At 42.6% G+C, this 20,955-nt stretch carries 10 protein-coding genes and 1 other RNA gene; 10 read left to right on the forward strand and 1 reads right to left on the reverse strand.

The window, feature by feature from the left end:
- Positions 1–3: 3 nt before the first annotated feature.
- The 4 genes from ACNEUN_RS05640 to ACNEUN_RS05655 all read left to right on the forward strand — a co-directional run bounded on the left by ACNEUN_RS05640 (position 4) and on the right by ACNEUN_RS05655 (position 6,017).
- Positions 4–1,656: a hypothetical protein gene (locus ACNEUN_RS05640; protein WP_463631410.1), complete on the forward strand. Its 1,653-nt coding sequence runs from the start codon at positions 4–6 to the stop codon at positions 1,654–1,656.
- A 158-nt stretch (positions 1,657–1,814) separates the two neighbouring features.
- The gene (locus ACNEUN_RS05645; protein WP_427877328.1) at positions 1,815–2,813 is read left to right on the forward strand and encodes a lipid II:glycine glycyltransferase FemX; all 999 of its coding nucleotides are present in this window, start codon (positions 1,815–1,817) and stop codon (positions 2,811–2,813) included.
- 212 nt (positions 2,814–3,025) lie between these two features.
- Positions 3,026–4,834, forward strand: a complete 1,809-nt coding sequence (locus tag ACNEUN_RS05650) for a D-alanyl-D-alanine carboxypeptidase/D-alanyl-D-alanine-endopeptidase (RefSeq protein ID WP_463631412.1) — start codon at positions 3,026–3,028, stop codon at positions 4,832–4,834.
- Between the two features lie 259 nt (positions 4,835–5,093).
- Positions 5,094–6,017: an LAPAL motif-containing putative phage structural protein gene (locus tag ACNEUN_RS05655; RefSeq protein ID WP_463631414.1), complete on the forward strand. Its 924-nt coding sequence runs from the start codon at positions 5,094–5,096 to the stop codon at positions 6,015–6,017.
- Positions 6,018–6,099: 82 nt separating this feature from the next.
- Here ACNEUN_RS05655 and ssrA read toward each other — a convergent pair.
- Positions 6,100–6,496: a transfer-messenger RNA gene (gene ssrA, locus ACNEUN_RS05660) on the reverse strand.
- A gap of 359 nt (positions 6,497–6,855) precedes the next feature.
- Between ssrA and ACNEUN_RS05665 the strand changes: the two genes are divergently transcribed.
- The 6 genes from ACNEUN_RS05665 (at position 6,856) to ACNEUN_RS05690 (ending at position 20,886) form a co-directional block, all read left to right on the forward strand.
- Complete coding sequence (locus ACNEUN_RS05665; protein ID WP_463631415.1) at positions 6,856–16,614, forward strand: InlB B-repeat-containing protein; 9,759 nt, start codon at positions 6,856–6,858, stop codon at positions 16,612–16,614.
- A gap of 102 nt (positions 16,615–16,716) precedes the next feature.
- Positions 16,717–16,929 (forward strand): 50S ribosomal protein L31, encoded by a 213-nt coding sequence (gene rpmE, locus ACNEUN_RS05670; RefSeq protein ID WP_075523086.1) that lies wholly within the window; start codon positions 16,717–16,719, stop codon positions 16,927–16,929.
- 93 nt (positions 16,930–17,022) lie between these two features.
- A complete protein-coding gene (prfA, locus tag ACNEUN_RS05675; protein ID WP_427877320.1) occupies positions 17,023–18,120 on the forward strand; it encodes a peptide chain release factor 1 in 1,098 nt (365 codons plus the stop codon).
- A gap of 99 nt (positions 18,121–18,219) precedes the next feature.
- Positions 18,220–19,134 (forward strand): peptide chain release factor N(5)-glutamine methyltransferase, encoded by a 915-nt coding sequence (gene prmC / locus ACNEUN_RS05680; protein WP_463631417.1) that lies wholly within the window; start codon positions 18,220–18,222, stop codon positions 19,132–19,134.
- Positions 19,112–19,786 carry an L-threonylcarbamoyladenylate synthase gene (locus ACNEUN_RS05685; protein WP_463631419.1) on the forward strand — a complete coding sequence of 225 codons (675 nt, stop codon included), beginning with the start codon at positions 19,112–19,114 and terminating at the stop codon, positions 19,784–19,786. Before prmC ends, ACNEUN_RS05685 begins: the two co-directional genes overlap by 23 nt.
- A complete protein-coding gene (locus ACNEUN_RS05690) occupies positions 19,783–20,886 on the forward strand; it encodes an MraY family glycosyltransferase (protein WP_427877314.1) in 1,104 nt (367 codons plus the stop codon). Before ACNEUN_RS05685 ends, ACNEUN_RS05690 begins: the two co-directional genes overlap by 4 nt.
- Positions 20,887–20,955 lie beyond the last annotated feature (69 nt).

Raw genomic sequence — 20,955 nt, forward strand, 5'->3', positions numbered from 1 at the left:
ATCATGTCTATGATTTTTACAATGGTTCGCCTTCGCTGGGCGCTTACTTTTTCTGTTATGCGAAAGTCAATTTGGCAAAAAATTGGCTTTGGTATAGTCATTGTTTTTGGACTTGCGATTATATGCGCTCTTGGTTTTGCCGGCTGGCAAACAGGAAAGTACCTTGATCCAGGAATGATTGAAGATACTAAAGATTGGCAGGAATTCCAAGTTGTTCCAATAATAATTGCATCTACTGTGTCTATTTTTACGCTGTTTATAAACCTGTTTATGTTAGGCAGCGACACAACTCTAAAGTCTCGTAGTTTTGCGCTTTACGGCATTCCTTGCGTAAAGCAGCAAGCTGGCATGCTTCTTGGCTCTCTTTTTGGAGCGCTTTCTATAAGCTGCACAATCGCGCTTGTTTTGTGGTCTTTAGCGTATAGAAGCTTTGGAATCGTGCCAGTATTAGCAAGCGTAATCGCGGCTCCTCTTTATGTTGCGACAATAGTGTCTTTAAGCAAAATGCTTATTGAACTTTTGGATACTATTTTAATAAACAAGCGTTCAAGAAACATTTTTTACTTTGCTATTTTCGTAGCGTATATGCTTTTTATTACGTCAATGAACACGCATGGTAGTTCATCAAATGGAATTGTGATCAGCTCAAGTTTCTGCGCTGCGTCCGCTTTTACGCCATTAAGTGCAGCTATTGCTTTGCCGCTCGATGCTATTAATGGCAATTGGCTTGCTCTTGCTATTCGCTTCTTTATTTGCGTTGTAACGATTGCTGTTTGCTTTGCAATCTCTGTGTTCTGTGCAAAATTAGAGCCGAAGCTTATTCGTGGTGAGCAAAAAACAGTTGTTAAAACTAAGGGAATCGGATTGTTTGCTGCAGTTCCAGACAACACAGTCGGTGCGATTATTGCGCGAATTATTAGCGTTATGAGAAGAGATATGCGTCAACTGTTTTTGCTTATTGCGCCGCTTTTTATGCTGGTAATTGCGGGAGGAGGTAGTTTTAAAGCTAAAGGATTTGATTCTCTAACAGATAGCTTAGGTGTTTCTGCCTGGATGATGTATGCTGCGTTGCTTATGGGCATGGTTGTTGGAAACAATATTGCATACGATGGCACAGCTTTTACTATGCACGCGATTATTGGCGTAAAAGGTTCGCACGATCGCCTAGCTAACGCAATAGTTTGGTCTGTGATTTGCGCTGTTTATTTTGCGATTCTTGGAGTAGGAGTTTACGTTTTCCTTTTCTTCGTAGCACATGTTCAGCAAAGTGTATGTGCGGTTATGTTCCAGATTCTTTCGCCAATTGGCGTAGCTTTTGCGACTATAGGCATTGGTTTAATTTCTTCGTGCATTGCAATGTACCCTGTGGCATCAATCGAAAAGCCATTTTCTAGGCCGCAAGGTTCTGCAGGAGCTAGATCCTTTGCGCCAATAGGTTTTATGCTTCTTTCTGCAGTATGCATGATTCCGTCTATTGCTGCAGCTATTGCGTTTATGATCCTTAACACGAATCTTTTGTGGATTGCAAGCATTTTGTTTGTAATAAACGGCGCAATTGTGCTGGTTGTTGGCGTAATTCTTGGCGGCAAAGTAATGGATAAGCGCATGATTCGCATTGTAGAAAACTTGCGCAGATTCGCGTCGATTACAGCGTAACTTAAGTATTTAAATCATACTAACTAAAAAATTTTTACCCTACTAAATTAAGAATATAGTTAAGAATATAGTTTTTGCGTTGATTACATAAAAATCGTATTGAACAGCAATCATACGATGCAAGTATTAAAATCACGTATTAGCTAAAAGGAGAATAGATGCCGATACTTGATAAGAATGATTCTGCCAAGGTTCAAGAATATGAGAATTTCGTAAAAAATTCACCGTACGGATATGCTACTCAAGATATGCAATGGGCAAAAGTTAAAAATAATTGGATTAGCGAGTATGTTTATCTTGAAGAAAATGGGAAAATTACTGCGGCTATGTCAGTTCTTGGTATTAAAGCAGTGGATGATAAAATGTTCCTGTACGCTCCTCGCGGTCCAGTATCAGACTTTTACGATACAGAAACTACTAAAAAACTGATTGAAGAAGCAAAACCGTTGTTTGAAAAGTATAATGCGTTTTTGCTGAGAATGGATCCTTGTGTTCAAAACGATCAGAATCTTGTTAAAAAGTATAGAGATTTAGGATTTACTTTTAGAAGCGATGGAGAAAAAATACATACTTTCTCAAATCCGCGCTGTGAAATGATTCTTAACATTGAGGGCAAGTCAACTGAAGAATTAATGGCTGGGTTTAGCTCTATGACTAGAAGGCATATAAGGTCTTCTATAAAAGCTGGCGTTACGTCTCGCTGGGGTAGGTCTCAGGAAGATATTGATACTTTCTACAATCTTACAGAAATAATGGCAAAAAGGCATGGTATTACTTACAGGCCTAAAGAATATTTTGAAAGACTTATAGCCGCATATCCGGATATGAGGATTTATAGCACTGAGTATGAGGGCGAAACTATTGCGTGCATGTTGGGATTGCCTTATAACGGCCAACTTTGGTACATGTATGGCGCAACAGCAACTATGCAAGGAAAAGTAAGCCCAGGTTATCTTTCTATATGGGATTTAATTCAGTGGGCACATGAGATTGGAGTTAAATACTTCAACATGGGCGGCGTTTTCTCGCTAGACGTTAGTGACGGTCTTTATTTCTTCAAATACGGGTTCTGCAAGGCTAATGATCCGTTTATGTGGATTGGTGAGCTAGACGTTGTTGCGGATGAAGTTGCTTACGAAAAGTTTATTAATAGATAGTTTGTTACCTGTTAAATAAGCTTTTAGTTACATTAATTTCAGCTTTTAGTGACGTATTAATTCGCGTATTAATTGCGGTATTAATTGCGTATTAATTTGCGTATTAATTGCGTATTAATTGCGTATTGCGTAGCGTTTATGCATGAGTTTTGTGACAAGAGCAATGTATACTTTCATAGTATTGTTAAGTTAGATGAGATGAGGGTGCACTAATGCACGATATTGAGCAGGCTGATATTGATAATGAAAAAAAGGCTAGTCAGCTTGAGGATATCGTAGATCTACCTGAAGATGTATTCACGTCTAAAGAAGCGCGTAAAAAATCGTTAAAACAGACTGTTTCTTCTTCTAGTGTTCCTTCTACAAAAACTTCTTGTACGCTTATGCGTAAACGCTTTGCTTCGAATTTACGTATTCTTGTAGTGTCCGCATCTGCTATTGTTACTTGCGCTCTTATGATTTCGTATATTTTTCTTGACATATATGATATTGCGCCTGGTCCGCTTACTATGCATAAGCAGAATCAAACTTATGAGGCAACTCATCTTCCGAAACTTTTTAAAACTTTCCCAACTCTTGCAAAAAATGTTTCTGAAGGCGGCCCAGTAAATAAGGATTCTGTTTCAGGGATCGTAGATAATTTAACTTCTAATCCTTCGGTAGGAAGTGACATTTCTATAGTAATTCTTGATTCTAAAGGCAAAATCATTGCAGCTAAAAACGAGGATGTTCCTAGGGCTCCTGCTTCTACATTAAAAACATTAACTGCTGCTGTAGCTTCTCGTACTTTAGATATGGGATCTACTTTAGACACAAAAGTTTATCTTTTGCCAGAAGCTACTGCTGATACCAAAAACGCTGGTAATTCTTCTAAAATATCAAAACACGGTTCGTATCGTTTAGTTTTGCGCGGAAGTGGAGATATGCTTTTAGGCGTAGGAAAAAGCGATAAAAATCATGTAAATGGTAGAGCTGGTCTTGAAACTCTTGCTCATAATACTGCTGAAGCTTTGAAAGCAAAACACATTACTTCTGTAAAGTTTGCTGTAGATGACTCACTTTTTGGTGCTAATCGTAGGCCTGCGTTAATCGACAAGAATGACTCTGAGCATCGCTTTTATGCTGATACTTCTTCTATGGCAGTAGATTGTGCGCGGCAGCGAAATCTTGCTTTGCAGGGTGTTGATGCTGATGATCCTACTGATTTTCCTCTTTCTGATCCGCATCCTGCTGAAAGTGCTGGTAGGACTTTTGCTGATTTGCTTACTCGTGAAGGTATTTCTGTACTTTCGTGGACTAGCAGTGAAAAATCTAATAGCAAGAGTGATGAATCAAAAAATAACGAAAATAAAGAGAATAGTGAAAATAGCGGAAGTAGCGAAAACAGCAGTGATGATAGTAATAATTCTGCAGCTGAGAATCCTACGCCGGAACCTATATTTGTAAGCTACAAAAAATCACTTATTGCGCGTAACGCTAATCTTTTAACTAAAGTTTCTTCAGCGCCATTGAATGAAGTTATGTCGTATATGCTTCGTCATTCTGACAACACTCTCGCAGAAGAGTTTGGTCGATTAACAGCGTTGGCTGTAGGGGAGAAGAATAGTCCGGAAGGTGCTACTGCTGCTATTAGTGCTGGTTTGAAGAAACTTAAAGTTGATACTCGTGGTCTTCATATGTCAGATTGTTCTGGTCTTTCTCCAGATTCTACAGTTCGAGCTATTACTTTAGCTCAGGTTCAGTTATTGAATATTAGACAGGGTTCTGGTGCTGCTGCAGCTCAGGGTCTTTCTATTCCTGGGCTTATTGGAACCGCAAGGAAGCGTTTATCTGATGAGAATTCTGCCGGTTTCCTTCGTGTAAAAACAGGATCTTTGTCTGATGTAACTTCTATGACTGGTAATGTTACGCGTAAAAATGGTGGAACAATTGTGTTCTCGGTTATAATAAATAATCCTAAGTTCTTTTTTGGAGCTTTTAAAGCTGTGAATGATTTTATGTCTGCTTTGCCAAATTTGTGATTTCATAATTTTTTAGAATATTGCAGAACTACTGGATTTATGATGATACCGCTGCGAGGCGTAGTTTTTCTTTACTCACATTTGGCCTCTTTCTGAAGCTCTTGGCGTTACTTGTGATGTTATCCAGGACTATCGCTCTTTCCTTTCCACTCCCGTTCCTGTGTGAATCATATATTGGTAAGGCGCGCGTTTAATAAGCCAAATTGCAAATATTCGCTTTGCTAATAGTAAAATAAGTTTTTAATGAAAGGAGTGAGTAATGGATAGTAATGTAACAGTTCTTAATTCTGAGAATAGTGCGAATTTTACTGTTAAGTATGATGGTATTGCGCTACAGTCTCATGAAATGGATGTTAAGCAGCTTGCTCCTGCACTTTTGGCATTATCTCAAGCGTTTGAAAAGATTCAAGCTCATACTGCTCCTAATTGCGTTATATCTTTGAAGGCAAAGGCTACTCGTGAGGGGTCTTTTAATATTGACCTTATTGCGAGTGTTGCTAATAGCATTGTTGATTTGTTTTCTAGCAATCCAGTAAATGCTGTAGTTAATGCGTCTGCTATTGTTGGTGTGTTTCTGGGAACAGTTAAAGCTGTTAAGCATGTTTTGTATAAGGGTGATCCAGTAAAGCAAGCTCCTGATAAAACAGATGAGCGTACTGGGTTGGAGTGCGTAAAATTAGAATTTCCAGATGGTACTAAACTCACTACGTATAAGGCTTCTGTTGAGCTTTTAACAAATGAAGAATATTTGAAGACATTGAAGACAACTGTTGATCCTGCTATGTCTGATGGTGTTGATTCTGTAACGTTTAGCGACGATTATTGCGCAGAAACTGTAGATTCTGAAGACGCGTATGGAATATCACAGTATTCTTCTGTAAGCGCCAAAACTGAGGAGAGTATCGTTGAAACAGTGGTACAAGCATTAGATATTTCGTTCCGCGATGGTGGTAAATGGCGTATTACTGATGGTGTAAAAACTCAGTTTGTTCAGGTTGAAGATAGGGATTTCATTAAACGTTTGAATGATGGTAAAGAGTCTTTTAGAAAGAACGATATTTATAAAGTTGCTATGCTGATTCGTAAAAGTATTGACAATAATGGCATGTTGACGACTCAATATGTTTCTATTAAGCGAGTTTTAGAGCATAGGACTGCATCAAGTCAGCCGCCATTGTTCTAGTGTTTTATCTACGCTAAAGGCGTTGGAAACACTGGGATTTACTACAAAAAACGCCACTGTTTGAGTAGTGGCGTTTTTGTGTTTGTGGAGTCGCGGGGAATTGAACCCCGGTCCGGTGACCGTACCCTCGGTCTTCTACGTGCGTAGTCTGCTGGCCGTGCGGCAGTTTTTCTGCCCCCATGTTATCGCAGACAATTCATGGCGAGCATATCTACAGTAAAAGTCCCTGAATTGCCCTGCAGCTCGGCAATTCAAGCAAGTCTTCTAATGACGTTCAGCACCACTCCGAAGACGTGAGTGGGTGAACGGAGCAGCTGCTCACTGGTTAATCCTGGCGCGAAGCTCAGGCAGCGAGAGCGAACTCAGTGCGATTAGATTTAGCACTTATTCTTTTGCGAAAGGACGTTTACGAGTGGACTTTCGCATTCTCGGCACGCTTCCCCGCGGCGAACAGATCGCCGTCGAAACCGATCGACCCCTTTTAATTTTTCAAATGAAAATGCGCAAAATACGCATTCATGTGCGAAGGCACATCTTTCAAGTATATAACACGTTTTGTGTAGATGTTACGCATGTTGTAATAATTTTGAATATATTCATAAAAATAGAATGGGGGGGGGTGGTACAATATTTAGTTGTGCTATTGGCAATATGACATTTAGGGGTATGAGTGATTATGCGTCTGTATTTATTTTATTGTGCGTAAATATAGCATAAACAAATGTTTATTTTATGCATATATACTGCATAGTCATATAGTATATATGTAGGTTGTTTTTTGGGTTTGGTTTTTTGTGTGACGATCTGGTATTTGAATTGATTGAAGCGAGGAGACGTGATGGCGAATCGTAAAGCTTTACGTGATGCGGAGAACATGAAAGCGATACGCAAGACTGAAAAGTCTAAGCAGGCAGAAAAGTCTAATAAGGCTGAAAAGAATGTGCAGGTAAAGAAGTCTGTGCAGACTAGAAAGTCTAATAAGGCTGAGACTGTGAAGAACGCTCGTTTGCATCGTGGTGTCGCCGGTGTTGCTGTCGCTTCTACTTTGGCTATGATGCTACCGTCGGTAGCTGCTGCCGCATTGCAACCTACGCAAAAAGATATTATTGATGCGTCTAGTACTACGCAAAAAATGGGCAAAGGTAAGCCTGATGTAGACGAATTGAACATGCAGCGTTGGGGCGCTAGCGTGCTCAATAAAAGCGCGCAAACTCAGAAGTTTGTGGAGCTTGCTCGTCGCGATATTGAAGCAAAAAAGTTGCGCGAAGCACAACAGCTACGTGAAGCACAACAGTTACGCGCAGAACAACAGTTACGCGCAGCGCAACAGCGTGAGATTGAGCAGCGTGAAGTAAATAATAGTGAAGCAGAGCAGGGCGAATCACAACCACGCGCAGAACAACAGTTACGCGCAGCGCAACAGCGAGGAATTGACTCGCAGTTATATAGATCTTCGGAACAGGTTAATTTTGGACATTCTTCTGATACTATTCATAGCGTCCAGTCTGCTACGCCTACAAAGATTTCTGAGAAGACTTCTGAGATTAAGAATGCAGCTTCAGGATCCAAAGCAAGTGCTTCTTCTATAGAAAATACAGTAAGTGCTGCTGGATCTACTGCTGGATTTACTACTGTGAGTGCGCCAGCGTCTGATTCTGTTGTAAAAAACGCGACTGCTGATGATCAAGCTAATCAAAAGACTGCGAAGCCAGATGCAACGAAGCCAGTAGAAGAAAAGCAACCGGAAGAAAAGCAACCGGATGCAAATGCTGGTGGCGTTAATACAGCTGAAAATAAGCAGCTTTCAAACGCAAAGCCAGCTGCTTCGAATGCTGATTCTGAGGGTACTAAGCCTGCAGAGGTTAATCCAGCTGAAAATAAGCAGCCTGCAAATGCGCAGTCTGGAAATGCTGAAAGCGCGAAGACTGCGACAGAGCAGAATACAAATGCACAACCTGCAAGCACTCACGCAGAAAATACGAATACAGTAAACGATGCAAATACACCAAAGGGGCGTACTCGTAGGTCTGTTGTGGGTGGCGATGGTGCTTCCGACGGGAGTAGTGTAACTCCTGCAGATAATACAACTGCAACTCCGAATGCGGCTCCTGCAAGCAATACAACTGCACCGTCTACTCCTGTAACTTCAACAGGTACAGAAGCTAATGCTGGTGCTGGAACTACAGCGAACCCAAGTTCAGAAAAACCAAGTGCGCAAACCAATGCTCAAGGTTCGCAAAGCAGTGCAGAAGGTGCAACTACAGGTGCTACAAGCGAAGATAAAAGCGCTACGCATTCAGCTACTGCACAAAACACTGCTTCAGAGCCTGGGTCTGCTTCGAGCAATAATCCAACGTCTTCACCTTCTCCTGCACCGACCTCTGGCACACCAAACGCTGGCACACAGAACGCTGGCACACCGACCACTGGCACTCCAAACGCTGGCGCAACAAACACAGCAACTGATCCAAATAGCCAGGTAATTAAGCCGAATACAGATAATCCAGAGGCGAAAACCCAAGAGCAAGCCAACGCACAGGTACAAACCGACAAAAAGCCAAAAGCTACGTACAATTTGAAAGTTCGCTACACGATTGGTGGCGCTGCGAATAAGCAGCTTGTGCAGCCGTATGAGCTTACGATTGACAAAGACGGCTTCGATAATCTTGGCAAGGATGGTAAGTACGAATACATTGAGCTTCCAAAGTCTGCTGGATACCGCCCATCCGTATATCACTCCGGTGATTACCAGTACTACGTTAAAAAAGGTGAGGGAGATAACAGCAAGTTTGTTATTGACGACGGTACGGATGCGGATGCTGTTCGCTACTTGCGTATAGACAAAAAGCTGATTACTGATTACGCTGTAAAAGAAAGGCCGGCTGTTGGAGGTAATAACGGCGCTCAAGCTCCGCAAACCTCATCATCTCAAGCAACTACAAATCCGCAATCTTCGTCCTCTACAGAGCCAAAAGCAGAAGATGGCATTCAGTACTACGGCGAGTTGAACATCAACTACGCTCCTAAAACAGCTAAGTACTATGTGCGTCACTTGTTGCAGCAAATTGACAATAAGAACGAGTTTAAGGAAGCTGCAAATCTTGGTATTGGTAAGGTTATTATACCAAAGCACAGAGTGAAGGATCCTGTAACAAAAAAGTACGAATATAAGGACGGGGATCCTATTCACGTCACTGAAGTTACTGGCACTGTTGGCTCAGATGTGAGCGCTATAGCTTTGTATATTCCAGGCTACGAACCAGAGCACAATCTTATTAGCTCACCGCTTTCGGATTCGGATAGTGAAAGCGACAAGCTGATTTTGAACCTTCGCTACTACCGTAAGGCTTACGATGTTACTTACGACACTGATGGTGGCACGGATGTTACTGCTCAAAAAGTGTATTACCAGCAACTTGTACCACCAGTTAAAGATCCAACTAAGCGCGGATACACGTTTAAGGGTTGGTCTGTAGTCGATCCTAGCAAAAAGAGTGATCCGCTTTATGCTGATAATACTATTGTTTCTCTTGGTGACTACAAGATGCCGGATCACAATGTGCAATTTCGCGCTAATTGGGAAGCGAACAATACTACCAGCTACCGCGTGAACGTGTGGGTGCAAAAAGCGGATTTGGTTGACAAAGAGAATCCTAATTCGCTTGCAAATTACGACTTTGTTGGTCTTGTTGAGCGCAAGAATGTTAAGACAGACAGTGAAGTTGCGCTTAATAATATGGATGATGCTGGCGTTGCTAAGGATACTAGTAAGCTTAATGGCGCAAGCGTAGATGATTATGTAGAGGACCCGGAACTCGGTTTAACTAGAGAAGAGCTGCAAGGCAAAAATGCTGACCATAAGGATGGCTTAATTGCAAAGTTCAACTGGATGAACGAAACGCCTGTAACAAGCTTAGAAGGGTATGATACTGAGCATCCTGGTGATTCTAAAAACAATGGTAAGGATTTATTCACGCGCTACTTCCATGTGAATAAGAAGCTTACTAAAAGATTCACAAAAGATACTAATAATACAAGCAATAAGCTTTCTGCTAACGACTTAGATAATACTTTTGATTTAGTTTACGACCGCAAAGAGTACGAGCTTATTTTTGCTAAGCCTGCTGTACTTAAATCTTCAGAAGATGCTGAGCGTTTAAACAATGCTGCTATAAAAAGAAAAGACAAAGACGGCAAAACAACTATTTATTGCTATGCTAGCGGCGGCAATTGCTCAGAGAAGTATGATGAAGTAAACGAAGATGAGGATAACAATACAATTAACCACAAAGGTTACCGTGTAAATGTTCGTTATGGTCAAAGTCTTACTGATATTTGGCCTAATGTAAATGAATTAGATTTTAATGATGATACAGGCTCTCTTGGGTGGCGTATTGGATATGCAGGGGGAATAGAGTTTCGTGATACTCCTCCATTTCGTTTTACTAAAAAAGAATTTGCTGACCCTAAATTCCGTGTAGTGGGTAATAATCACAAGCTTAAAATTAGTGATAATCCTGATAGTGATCCAAATAATACATACGAGTTAAAAGATAATCAGCGTCTGATTACAGCTGATACCAGTAATACTCAGGTTATGCCTATTCAGGTAATCATTGAAAAGCAAAGTATTGCCTCTGCTAAAAAACATAAAAAGGGTGATACGATAAGCGATGACGATTATGTGCTTTCAACGGATTCGTATAGCAAAGATGATACTAGTAACAAGGAATACCCTCATAAGTCTTCATTCATAGCTGGTTTTAACTCTGTTGACAAAGAGCTTCATATAGATAAATATGATAGTGATGATTTTGATAATACGCTATTATCAGATTTATATTCACATTCTATTGAATATAAAAAAAATGGTGAAAAAGACTGGGATGATCTAGATGATGATGTAAAAGAAGCTTTTAAGGAAGAGTACCATGTAGGCTTCCGTAATCACTTAGCTGGTGGAGACGAAGACTCAACAGAATATACTGAAAACGGCTACCTTGTATTTAAATACAAGCGCCAGTCGTACGATGTGCAGTTTTATAATGCGGACGGCAATGCTATAAAGGACGACAATGGCGCTGCTACAGATAACCTGCCGTTTGAGTATAGCTTGTCTAAGCGCGGCAATGCTAAATTGACGGGCAAAGACGCAGACTTGTACTACGACAATGGCAACGTTAAGTCTTACGATGCTTCTGTAACTAAAGACGATGCTAACGATACGTCTAAGCAGTTAGATGGCAAGTACACTTTCACGCTTAACGGCAAAACTTACTCCATCATTCGCCCTGATTACTTGCCAAAAGACTACGTGTTTAAAGGCTGGGCTGTTGACCAGGCCGGCACTCGGTTTATAAATGGCGAAGACAAAGATATTACAGTGCCAGTCAACGGCATTAAGCTTTACGCTGCGTGGGGTCTTCCAACAAATATTCAGCACACTGTAACTCTTGACTACCAGATGCATGAGATTGGCGAAGACGGAAAAGAGGGACCAAACGTAATTAAAACGTTTATGTGTAACCACAACGATCCTATTCACGAAAATGATATTAAAATTCCAGTGCGCAAAGGCTTCGACTTCTACGGCTGGGAGCTTGTTAAAAAGGGCAATGAGGTAGTAGAAGCTAATACTCCTTACGCTTTTGGTAACAAAGTAGTAGAAGATATAACGCTTAGAGCAGTGTGGGTTCAGGATACTCGCTACAACGGCACTTTTAAGCACGTATTCTTAAAGCCAGGCGTAACGTTTGATGACTATAAAAATGCTGCTACGAAAGAAGCCAAAGCAGCGCTTGTAGACCACATTTCTACTCAAACGGTTTCCGGCTTGCGCGAGCATTTGCGCTACAATGCGGAAGCAGTCTACAGCGATGAAACGCACTTCCCGGATAAGCATTTCACGAGCTTTGAAGCATCGAGTGATGAAACTGATAATACTGGCGAGTTTGTGTACCAAACTTACAATACGCGCAAGTATAAGGTTCGCTATGTAACTATCGGTAAGGACGGCGAAGAAAAGGATCTTCTTCCAGAAAGTGAAGTCAGCTCTGTAAATCGAAAGTACGACGTAGCATTCTACAAGCCGATTGAAGGCTTTATGCCTAGAACTACGCAGCAGAAAGTTTTATATAGAATTGGCAAAGATGGCAAGCAGATTGGCGAAGATACATTCAAATTTGTATATGACGACGTTCGCGTGCTTAAGCGCAAGTATATTGCTGAGAAGCCTAATGCTGAGAAGCCTAATGCTGAGAAGCCTCCGTATCGCCCGGATCACTATACGCGCTACGTGTTTAAAGTGGCCAAAGACCAAAGCTCTATGGGTAGCGTTGTTGACTGGCAAGGAAGTAAGGTAGCTGACGGCTCTGCTCTTGTGTACGATGCGATTAAGGGCACGAAGGCATACCAGATGCCGCTTCCAACAGTAGAAGCGAAGCCTGGATTTGAGTTTGTAAAATGGACTTCGCAAATCGGTTCGTATGCCCCTGGCTCTACGGAGATTAAGTATGCTACCGGCTTAGAGCGCTTGCCGATTCGCTCCGAAGAGCAGAACGGCCCTGAAGTAATTTACACCGCTAACTTCAAGCTAAAAGCTCCTGTTGCCGCAGCTCCGCAAGTGCTTACGCCAACTGAACAGATTAGTACTACAAGTGGCGAGTCTGCTAAGAAGCTCATAACCAATGCTAATGAGTATCCAGAGGGTGCTACGTTCAGCTTTGCGCCTGGCGAAAAGTTTGACAGCACTCCGGGCTTGCACAAGATTAAAGTGCAAGTGAAGCTTGGCGGCGAAAAGCCAGCTGAAGCTGAAGTGCTGTACCGAGTGCTTCCAGATTTGGTGTACGCAAGCGATTGGGATAAGTTTAAGACTAGCGACTACGGCAGTAAGCATGAACAAGAGTACGCACCGATTACCTTTACCGGCAAGAATGATGAAGGCACTATTATTGGTCACGATACGACTGGCACTACTCCTTCTACTGACGTAACAACTACGCTTACTGCGTACGTTTATAAAGGTAAGCAGGTTAGAATCCGCGTGCCGCAAGCATTCGGTAAGGATCACAGTGAAAATAATTACCACTTTGTGTTTAAGGGCTGGACGACTAAGGTTGTAGAGCCGACTACTGAGAATCCGAATCCAGAGCAGAAGTTTGACATAAATTCAAGCGACCGCTACACGGATGCGAATTTGCAAAACGGTGTAACTTACCACGCTGTTTACAAGAAGATTGACTACTTCTCCAATTCGTCTGACGGTGGTGAAGTTCCTAAGGATGCTGTAGTTGCAATCTTCAAGCCTGCTCCAGGTAGATTGTGGAATGACGGCACAAGTGGCCCTAAGGTGTTCTACGTAAAGAAGGGCACTGATCTTGAGAAGATTAAAAAAGACGGAATTAAAGCATTAGACTGGCTTAATAAGAAGTTAACTGGTGCTACTGGTAAGTGGTCTCGAAGCAGTATGCGTAATGATGGATCTGACGTTAAAGCTATTGAACCAGTTACAAATTGGACTGTTAATGAATCCTTCCAAGAGTTCGTGGCAGATCAAACAGCTTTAGCTACTCCAGAAGTTAAGAGTAATACTTTGCTTGCAATTCGCGGAGATAAAGAGACTCTTCCAAGTCCAGAAAAGTACATTGCTAATTATGATTCTTTGACTGATGCAGAAAAGAATCCAAATGTAGAGAGTGTAACAGTTAAGTATGCATCTACTGCTCCAACTGTTGATAAAGCTGGCGTTTACACTGTTCCGTTAATAGTTAGTGTTAAGTATAAAGACGTGGAAAAGCCTGTTCCTTATAAGACTGTTGGCAAGCTTAAAGTAATGTACGACTTGATTTACGGTGAAAATGTAAAGGATCTTGGCGCTAATCCAACTGACGATGAGAAAAATGAGCATAAGGAAATAACTGATAAGTATAAGAAGGTTAACTTCATTACGAATAATAGTTATGGAACTATGGCTAGTGGTTCTCGAACCTTGTTCTACGCACATACGAACAAAACTTCTGGCGTAAAAGCTCCGCAGGCTATTGGCAAGGATTATGATGCTGATGGCTACCATTACGAGTTCGTTGGTTGGAAGAAGCTTGATAGCTTTACAGAAAATAGTAATAATGCTAAGCCTCTTACTATAGATGAAGTTAAGACAGGCGAAATTTTGCAAAGCTCAAGCATATCGACAAATAAATATGAAGCTAACACTACGTATCAAGCGGTTTATAAGCGCGTAGAAAACGTTATCGACGCTTCCCAGCAAGACGAGATTCCAGACGGCTATGTTGCAACCATATTCCTTCCAGGATTTGGTAGAACGTGGGCTGACGGTTCGTATAAGCCAAAACTGCTGTATATTCGTCACGGAAAAGATAAAGAAGATAACATTAAGTTTGCTAAGAAGGTTGCAAGCGACACTGCTGCAACGCTTTCTGGTTTTACAAAGTGGCAAATGTATAATGCAAGCGGCGATAAGTCGAATATATTATTACATGACAATTGGGATATTAGCAAGCCGCGCATCTTCGTTGCTGAGCAAAATGGCGTTGACGATGTGAAGATTCCAGAAACAGTTATTGGCGTGGGTGAGAGTATTACAAACGTTAATAAGCTCGTACATAACACTGACCCTAAAGTGAGTGTATCTATAGATGATAGCTCTACGGTTGATGTTTCAAAGCCTGGAATTTCAACAATTATGGTGAATGTCACTAAGCCTATTGATGAAACTGATTCTGGCGGTAAACAAAAAACTGTTACAACTAAGTTGCCTGTGCGCGTGTACGTTTTGCCAAAAGTTATTGCAAATAACGATTTGCCAGCTGAAGGCACTGCTGCAGCTAAGTTCATAGAAAAGAACTATACGAAGGTGACGTATGTAGCTGGAGATGGCGGAAGTTTGCAAAAATCGCCTCTTGAAAATGCTGGTAGCGAGCCAGTTTCAGTATATTGGGTGCGAAACGACGCTGGAGATTTCCTTATGCAGGTTCCAGATGTGCTTGCAAATAAGGGCTACGTGTTCAAGAATTGGACTTCTATTACGACTGAGACTCCAGCAGATAAGCGCAAGGCTACAGAAGAAGAACGCGAAGCTTTGGCTCGTTTGGCTAAGATTGACGGAATGCACTATGTTGCAAAGCTGATCAGTGATTCGCGTAACTCTACGCTTGCTGTTTTGCAAAATCTGCTGAACGAAGCGCGAAAGAGTCGTGCGGAGCAAAAAGCTTACAATGTCTACAATGCTAAGCGCGAAGAATTAGCTCAGGTTGCTGAAAGAAAGGGTAACACTAATCTAGCTTCTAGAATTCGTCAGTCTAACGATTCCTTGCAAAAGATTAAGGATGAGCTTGCCCAGAGTGGCATTGATGTTGACAAAGTCATTGAGCAACTTCATGAAAAAGCTTTGCTTGCAAAAATTGCTAAAGAAGCTGGAAATGAATGGCTCGCTAAGCAAATTTCCAAGTCCAAGCGTTCTTCAATAGAAGCTTTGAAGAATTTGATGCAAGAAGCTGGAATAGACATAGCTGAATATAACAAGATTACTTTTGATAAGAAGAAAGAAGCGTTAGCTCAGTTTGCGGATATTAACGGCTTACATTACGTAGCTAGTATTATTCGCGCTAGCCACGAATCTTCTTTGGAATCTTTCAAGAGTCTTATAAGATCTGTTAATCCAGATGTTGAGATTCCAGACTTTACGGTCAACGAAGAAGATTACGCTTCGGAAGAACAGCGCGAGCTTCTTATACAAATCGCAGAAGAAAAGGAAAGGCCTGATATTGCAGCTAAAATTAGGCTTTTGCATAGCTCGACTTTGCAAGATTTGAAGAAGCTCTTTGACGATGCTGGTGTGGATTTGTATGCTATTCCTGACGCTAAACCAAAGAAAGAAATCACTGTTACTGCAAACTTCGAGCTTATGAAGAAAATGAAGTTCAAGTTTAGTGGTTCTGCTCGCGAGGGTATTTTCACGAACTTCAGATTGCAAAACATGACTGAAGGCAATCTTAATGCTGACGGAACGCCGGATACTAAGAATACAAAGATTACGGTAGACGGCAAGGAAGTAACTATTAACGATTTAGTTTCCCAGGTTAAGAATTCTGTAAACGGTATTAGCGCAAAATGCGCTGACACTGCTTGCACGATTTCCGGAACTCCGAAGATTGTGAACGGCAAGCCAAAAGTTAAGCTAACGTTTACCACTACCGACAAGTACGGTCGCGAAGCAGAATTTACTATGGAAATTGATGTGATTCCTGAGTACACGCCGGTTCCGTTGCCGCCAACTCCGGAGCCACAGCCGGAGCAGCAAGCTCCAGCACCTGTGCCAACGCCTGAGATTCCGTTTGTGCCAGATTTTGCGCCTTCTGTGATTCCTGAAGCTCAAGTTATAGAGCCTGAGGTTGAGCAAGCTGAGCAGCCTGAGCAGACTGAGCCAGAGACTGCACAACCAGAGACAGAGTCAAAGCCTGTGCTCGCCAAGACTGGTAGTAACGTTGAGCAATCTGCAATACTTGCCGGCTTGTTAGCGTCTGTTGGTTTTGCTGGGTTCGCTGCAAAGCATAGGAGAAAGCGCGAAGATAAAGAATAACTAAATGCGTCGAGGGTGGTGACTAGAATCGCTAAGGTTCCGGTTCACGCTTAGCTATTGGGGCTTTGCGACCCGGGTCGCCCGAATTCCATAGGAGACATTATGAAGCAGGGTATTCATCCCGATTATCACGCAGTGCAGGTTACCTGCTCTTGCGGCAACACTTTCGTAACTCGTTCTACCGCTAATGGCGATCACATGACGGTTGACGTGTGCTCAAAGTGCCACCCATTCTATACCGGCAAGCAGAAGATTCTCGATACCGGCGGCCGCGTGGCTCGCTTCGAGAAGCGCTACGGTAAGAAGACTAAGTAGCTTTTGTGACGCCAGCCCTGCTTTCGTGTAACTCGCGGAATCGGGGCTGGCGTTTTGTGTGCTAAATCAAATATTTTTAACTTAAGGAATATGATGGCTGAGTCAGTAGAGGAACAGTTCCCGGCAGCAGTTACCGCGTTAGAAGAGTACCGCGATATTGAAAGTCGTATGGGAAGCCCGGAAGTTGCGTCAAATCCGGACGCCATTCGCAAACTCGGCCGTAGGCACGCAGAACTCGGCTCAATCGTAAACGCTTACCTCAACTACAAGCAGCTTTGCGACGACTTTGAAGCCGCAAACGAAATGGCAAGCGACGATCCAGATTTCGCTGAAGAAGCTAAGCGTTTAGAGGCGCAACTTCCAGCAGCAAAAGAAAAGCTTCGCACGGCACTAATCCCTAGGGATCCGGATGATGCGCGCGATATGATTATGGAAATTAAAGCTGGCACGGGCGGCGAAGAAGCGGCTCTGTTTGCTGGCGATTTATTGCGTATGTACATGCGTTACGCAGAAAAGCGCGGCTGGACTACCGTAATCCAAAGCGAAAATTCAACGGAACTTGGCGGCGTAAAAGACGTGCAGCTTGCGATTCGCGCAAAAGGTACGCCTGCTCCAGAAGACGGCGTGTGGGCCAGCATGAAGTACGAGGGTGGCGTTCACCGCGTGCAGCGAATCCCAGTTACGGAATCGCAGGGGCGCATACAGACTTCCGCAGCCGGCGTAATCGTGTTCCCAGAAGCAGACGAAGATGACGACGAAATCGAAATCGATCCAAAAGACTTAAAAATCGACATTTTCATGAGCTCCGGCCCTGGCGGACAGTCCGTGAACACCACGTATTCAGCTGTTCGCATGACGCATATTCCAACCGGAATTGTTGTTAGCATGCAGGATGAAAAGTCGCAGATTCAAAACCGTGCGGCAGCTTTGCGCGTGTTAAAGTCTCGTTTGCTCGCCATGAAGCACGAGCAGGAGGCGGCAGAAGCGGCGGATATGCGTCACTCTCAGGTGCGCTCGTTGGATCGCTCTGAGCGAATCCGCACGTACAACTTCCCAGAAAATCGTATTGTGGATCATCGCACGAACTACAAGGCTTACAATCTTGACCAAGTGCTTAACGGCGACTTGCAGCCTGTTATCGACAGTGATATTCAGGCAGATGAAGCTGACCGCTTAGCACAAGCCAAGTAAGTAGCAGAGTAAGTTAAGTAAGTAAGTTAAGTAAGTAAGCTAAGTAAGTTAAGTAAGTAACTTAAGTAAGCTAAGTAAAATTTCTAAACGGTTCTTAAAATGCGCGAACTCTTGCAAAATGCTACTGCGCGTCTTCATAAAGCAGGCGTGGAATCTGCGGAATACGACGCGCGTGTACTTTTGGCACACGCTTGCGGCGTAAGTTTGTCGGATTTAAATAAAGCGCTAATACTTGGCGATTTTAAGGATTTTTCACCCGGTTACGATAGTAAATATAGCGATTTTATATCTAGACGTGCTTCGCGCGAGCCGTTGCAACACATTATTGGATGCGCAACTTTTCGCTACATAGACCTAATAGTAGGCAAAGGCGTTTTTGTGCCGCGCCCAGAAACAGAAGTTGTAGTTCAAGAAGGAATAGATTGGATTCGTGCAAATAATCTAAAAAATCCTATTGTTTTAGACTTATGCGCAGGTTCTGGAGCAATCGGATTGTCTGTTGTAGCTGAAGTTGCAGACGCGCAAGTATGGGCTGTAGAAAAGTCGCCTGAAGCTTTCCAATATTTACAAAAAAACTATCGCAAAATTGCGGAAGAATATGATATTTCAAACAGATATCATGCAATATTAGGCGATGCTACAAATGTTAATCTGCCTGAAATAAGTGCGATTAAAGGACTAGTAGACTTAGTAATTACGAATCCTCCATACGTGCCAGAAAATCAACCTGTAGAGCAAATAGAAGCAAGAGATTATGACCCTGAAATGGCGTTATATGGTGGATCTCAAGATGGTCTACTAATACCGCAAAAAATTATGGAAGCAAGTTTTGAGTATTTGCGTCCAGGTGGAATAATGATTATGGAGCACGATATTACGCAAGGAAAAGCCCTTTCGGATTATGCACAAAACATAGGATTTGGTAGCGCAAAAGTCAAAAACGACTTAACAAACAGAGCAAGATTTGTAGTATGCAAAAAAGAGGCAAAAAATGAGAAAAATTTGCACAATTAATGAAGAATCCTTGCAGCTTGCAGCACAAATTATTAATGCTGGGGGAGTAATCGTAGTGCCGACGGACACAGTGTATGGAGTTGCTTGCGATCCGTTTAATGAGAAAGCAGTTGCAAAAATTTACGAGCTTAAACGCAGACCTCGCACGAAAGCGTTGCAAATTTTAATGAGCAGTGTATATGACTTAGAAAAACTTGGGCTTTACTTGCCATCTCCGCTAGATATTTTAGGCAAAAAGTTCCTTCCGGGAGGATATTCTCCGATTGCGCGTGCTAAAAAAGGATCGATTGCTTCAAGGCTTGCTACGCTTTGTAAAGCAAATGAGAGCAGTGAGCAAAACAAAATACAAGCTGAAGCAACTCAAGGCGTGCGCGTGCCAGATTGCCCAGAATTGATGCAAATTTTACGCGTTACAGGTCCTTTGGCAGCCTCTAGTGCAAATCGCAGTGGTCACGAAAGTGCAGATAGTGTAGAAGAGGCCGTGGCTGCTTTTGGAGACGAAATTCCGCTGTATTTGAACGCAGGTCCGACTCGCTCGCACGTGGCAAGCACGGTAGTTGGAGCAGATCCAAACGATAAAGACGGAATTGTGATTTTGCGCGAAGGCGTGATAAGCGAAGAACAGATAAGAGCAGAAAGTCGCAAGAGATGAGGGTATACCTGTTTATTGCAGCAATTGCAGGCGGAGCTACATGGCTGATTATGCCGCTTGTGCGTCATCTTGCTATACGAATGGGAGCTGTTGGCAAAGTTCGCGCACGCGACGTTCACACAATACCAACGCCACGTATGGGCGGAGTGGGTATGCTTTTTGGCTTTGCAGTTGCTATGGCATTCGCAAGCTCTATGCCGTTTATTTCCGGGCTTTTTGCTGGTACGCATCAGCCGTGGGTGGTATTAGCTGGAGCAGTACTTATATGTCTTTTAGGCATATGCGACGACATTTGGGATTTAGACTGGATGCTAAAACTTTCGGGTCAGCTGCTTATATCTGTGTTTGTTGCTTGGGGAGGATTGCAAATCGTAACTTTGCCGCTAGGCTCGCTTGTAACAGCATCGCCAAGCGTATCAATCGCAATAACCGCCATACTTATTGTTGCTTCGATTAATGCAGTAAATTTTGTGGACGGTTTAGACGGACTTGCTGCCGGAATAGTTGCAATCGGTGGAATCGCCTTCGCAACATATTCGTACATGCTTGCAAGAACTTCTCCAACTTACGCTTCAATGGCAACCCTTATTGACGTTGCAATGGTAGGAATGTGTGTAGGTTTTATTTTGCACAATTGGCATCCTGCGAAACTTTTTATGGGCGATTCTGGTTCTATGCTTATAGGCTACTTAATTACTTGCGCGTCAATCATTATGACCGGTCATTTGGACCCTTCCGCAGTACACACGAGTATTTATTTGCCTGTATTTATGCCGATTTTGTTGCCGATTTTAGTTCTATTCCTGCCTGTACTTGACATGTGTTTGGCTATTTGCAGGCGAGTTGCTAAAGGGCAGTCGCCAATGCACCCGGATCGTATGCACTTGCATCATCGCATGCTGCGCATTGGTCACTCTGTGCAGGGAGCTGTTCTGATTTTATGGGGTTGGGCTGCGCTTATATCATTCGGCTCGATTATGATACTGTTCTTCAAAGCAATGTACGTTTTAATTGGCATGATTATTGCCACTGCACTATTAACTATTCTCACTATGATGCCGTATTTGCGTCGTCGTCTGCCTGAGCTTCGCAATTCGTAGATTTGCTGCGCTGCGTATTTTTTACCGTGCGTTTTGGCAAACGTCATAGCAAAAACGTATAGTAACCCT

The sequence above is a fragment of the Gardnerella sp. C0684A1 genome (genome assembly GCF_055326835.1).

Coding starts and splice junctions, on each gene's coding strand:
- prfA (WP_427877320.1), top strand. CDS start 17,023: ATGGCTGAGTCAGTAGAGGAACAGTTCCCGGCAGCAGTTACCGCGTTA.
- ACNEUN_RS05665 (WP_463631415.1), top strand. CDS start 6,856: ATGGCGAATCGTAAAGCTTTACGTGATGCGGAGAACATGAAAGCGATA.
- prmC (WP_463631417.1), top strand. CDS start 18,220: ATGCGCGAACTCTTGCAAAATGCTACTGCGCGTCTTCATAAAGCAGGC.
- ACNEUN_RS05690 (WP_427877314.1), top strand. CDS start 19,783: ATGAGGGTATACCTGTTTATTGCAGCAATTGCAGGCGGAGCTACATGG.
- ACNEUN_RS05685 (WP_463631419.1), top strand. CDS start 19,112: ATGAGAAAAATTTGCACAATTAATGAAGAATCCTTGCAGCTTGCAGCA.
- ACNEUN_RS05645 (WP_427877328.1), top strand. CDS start 1,815: ATGCCGATACTTGATAAGAATGATTCTGCCAAGGTTCAAGAATATGAG.
- ACNEUN_RS05655 (WP_463631414.1), top strand. CDS start 5,094: ATGGATAGTAATGTAACAGTTCTTAATTCTGAGAATAGTGCGAATTTT.
- rpmE (WP_075523086.1), top strand. CDS start 16,717: ATGAAGCAGGGTATTCATCCCGATTATCACGCAGTGCAGGTTACCTGC.
- ACNEUN_RS05640 (WP_463631410.1), top strand. CDS start 4: ATGTCTATGATTTTTACAATGGTTCGCCTTCGCTGGGCGCTTACTTTT.
- ACNEUN_RS05650 (WP_463631412.1), top strand. CDS start 3,026: ATGCACGATATTGAGCAGGCTGATATTGATAATGAAAAAAAGGCTAGT.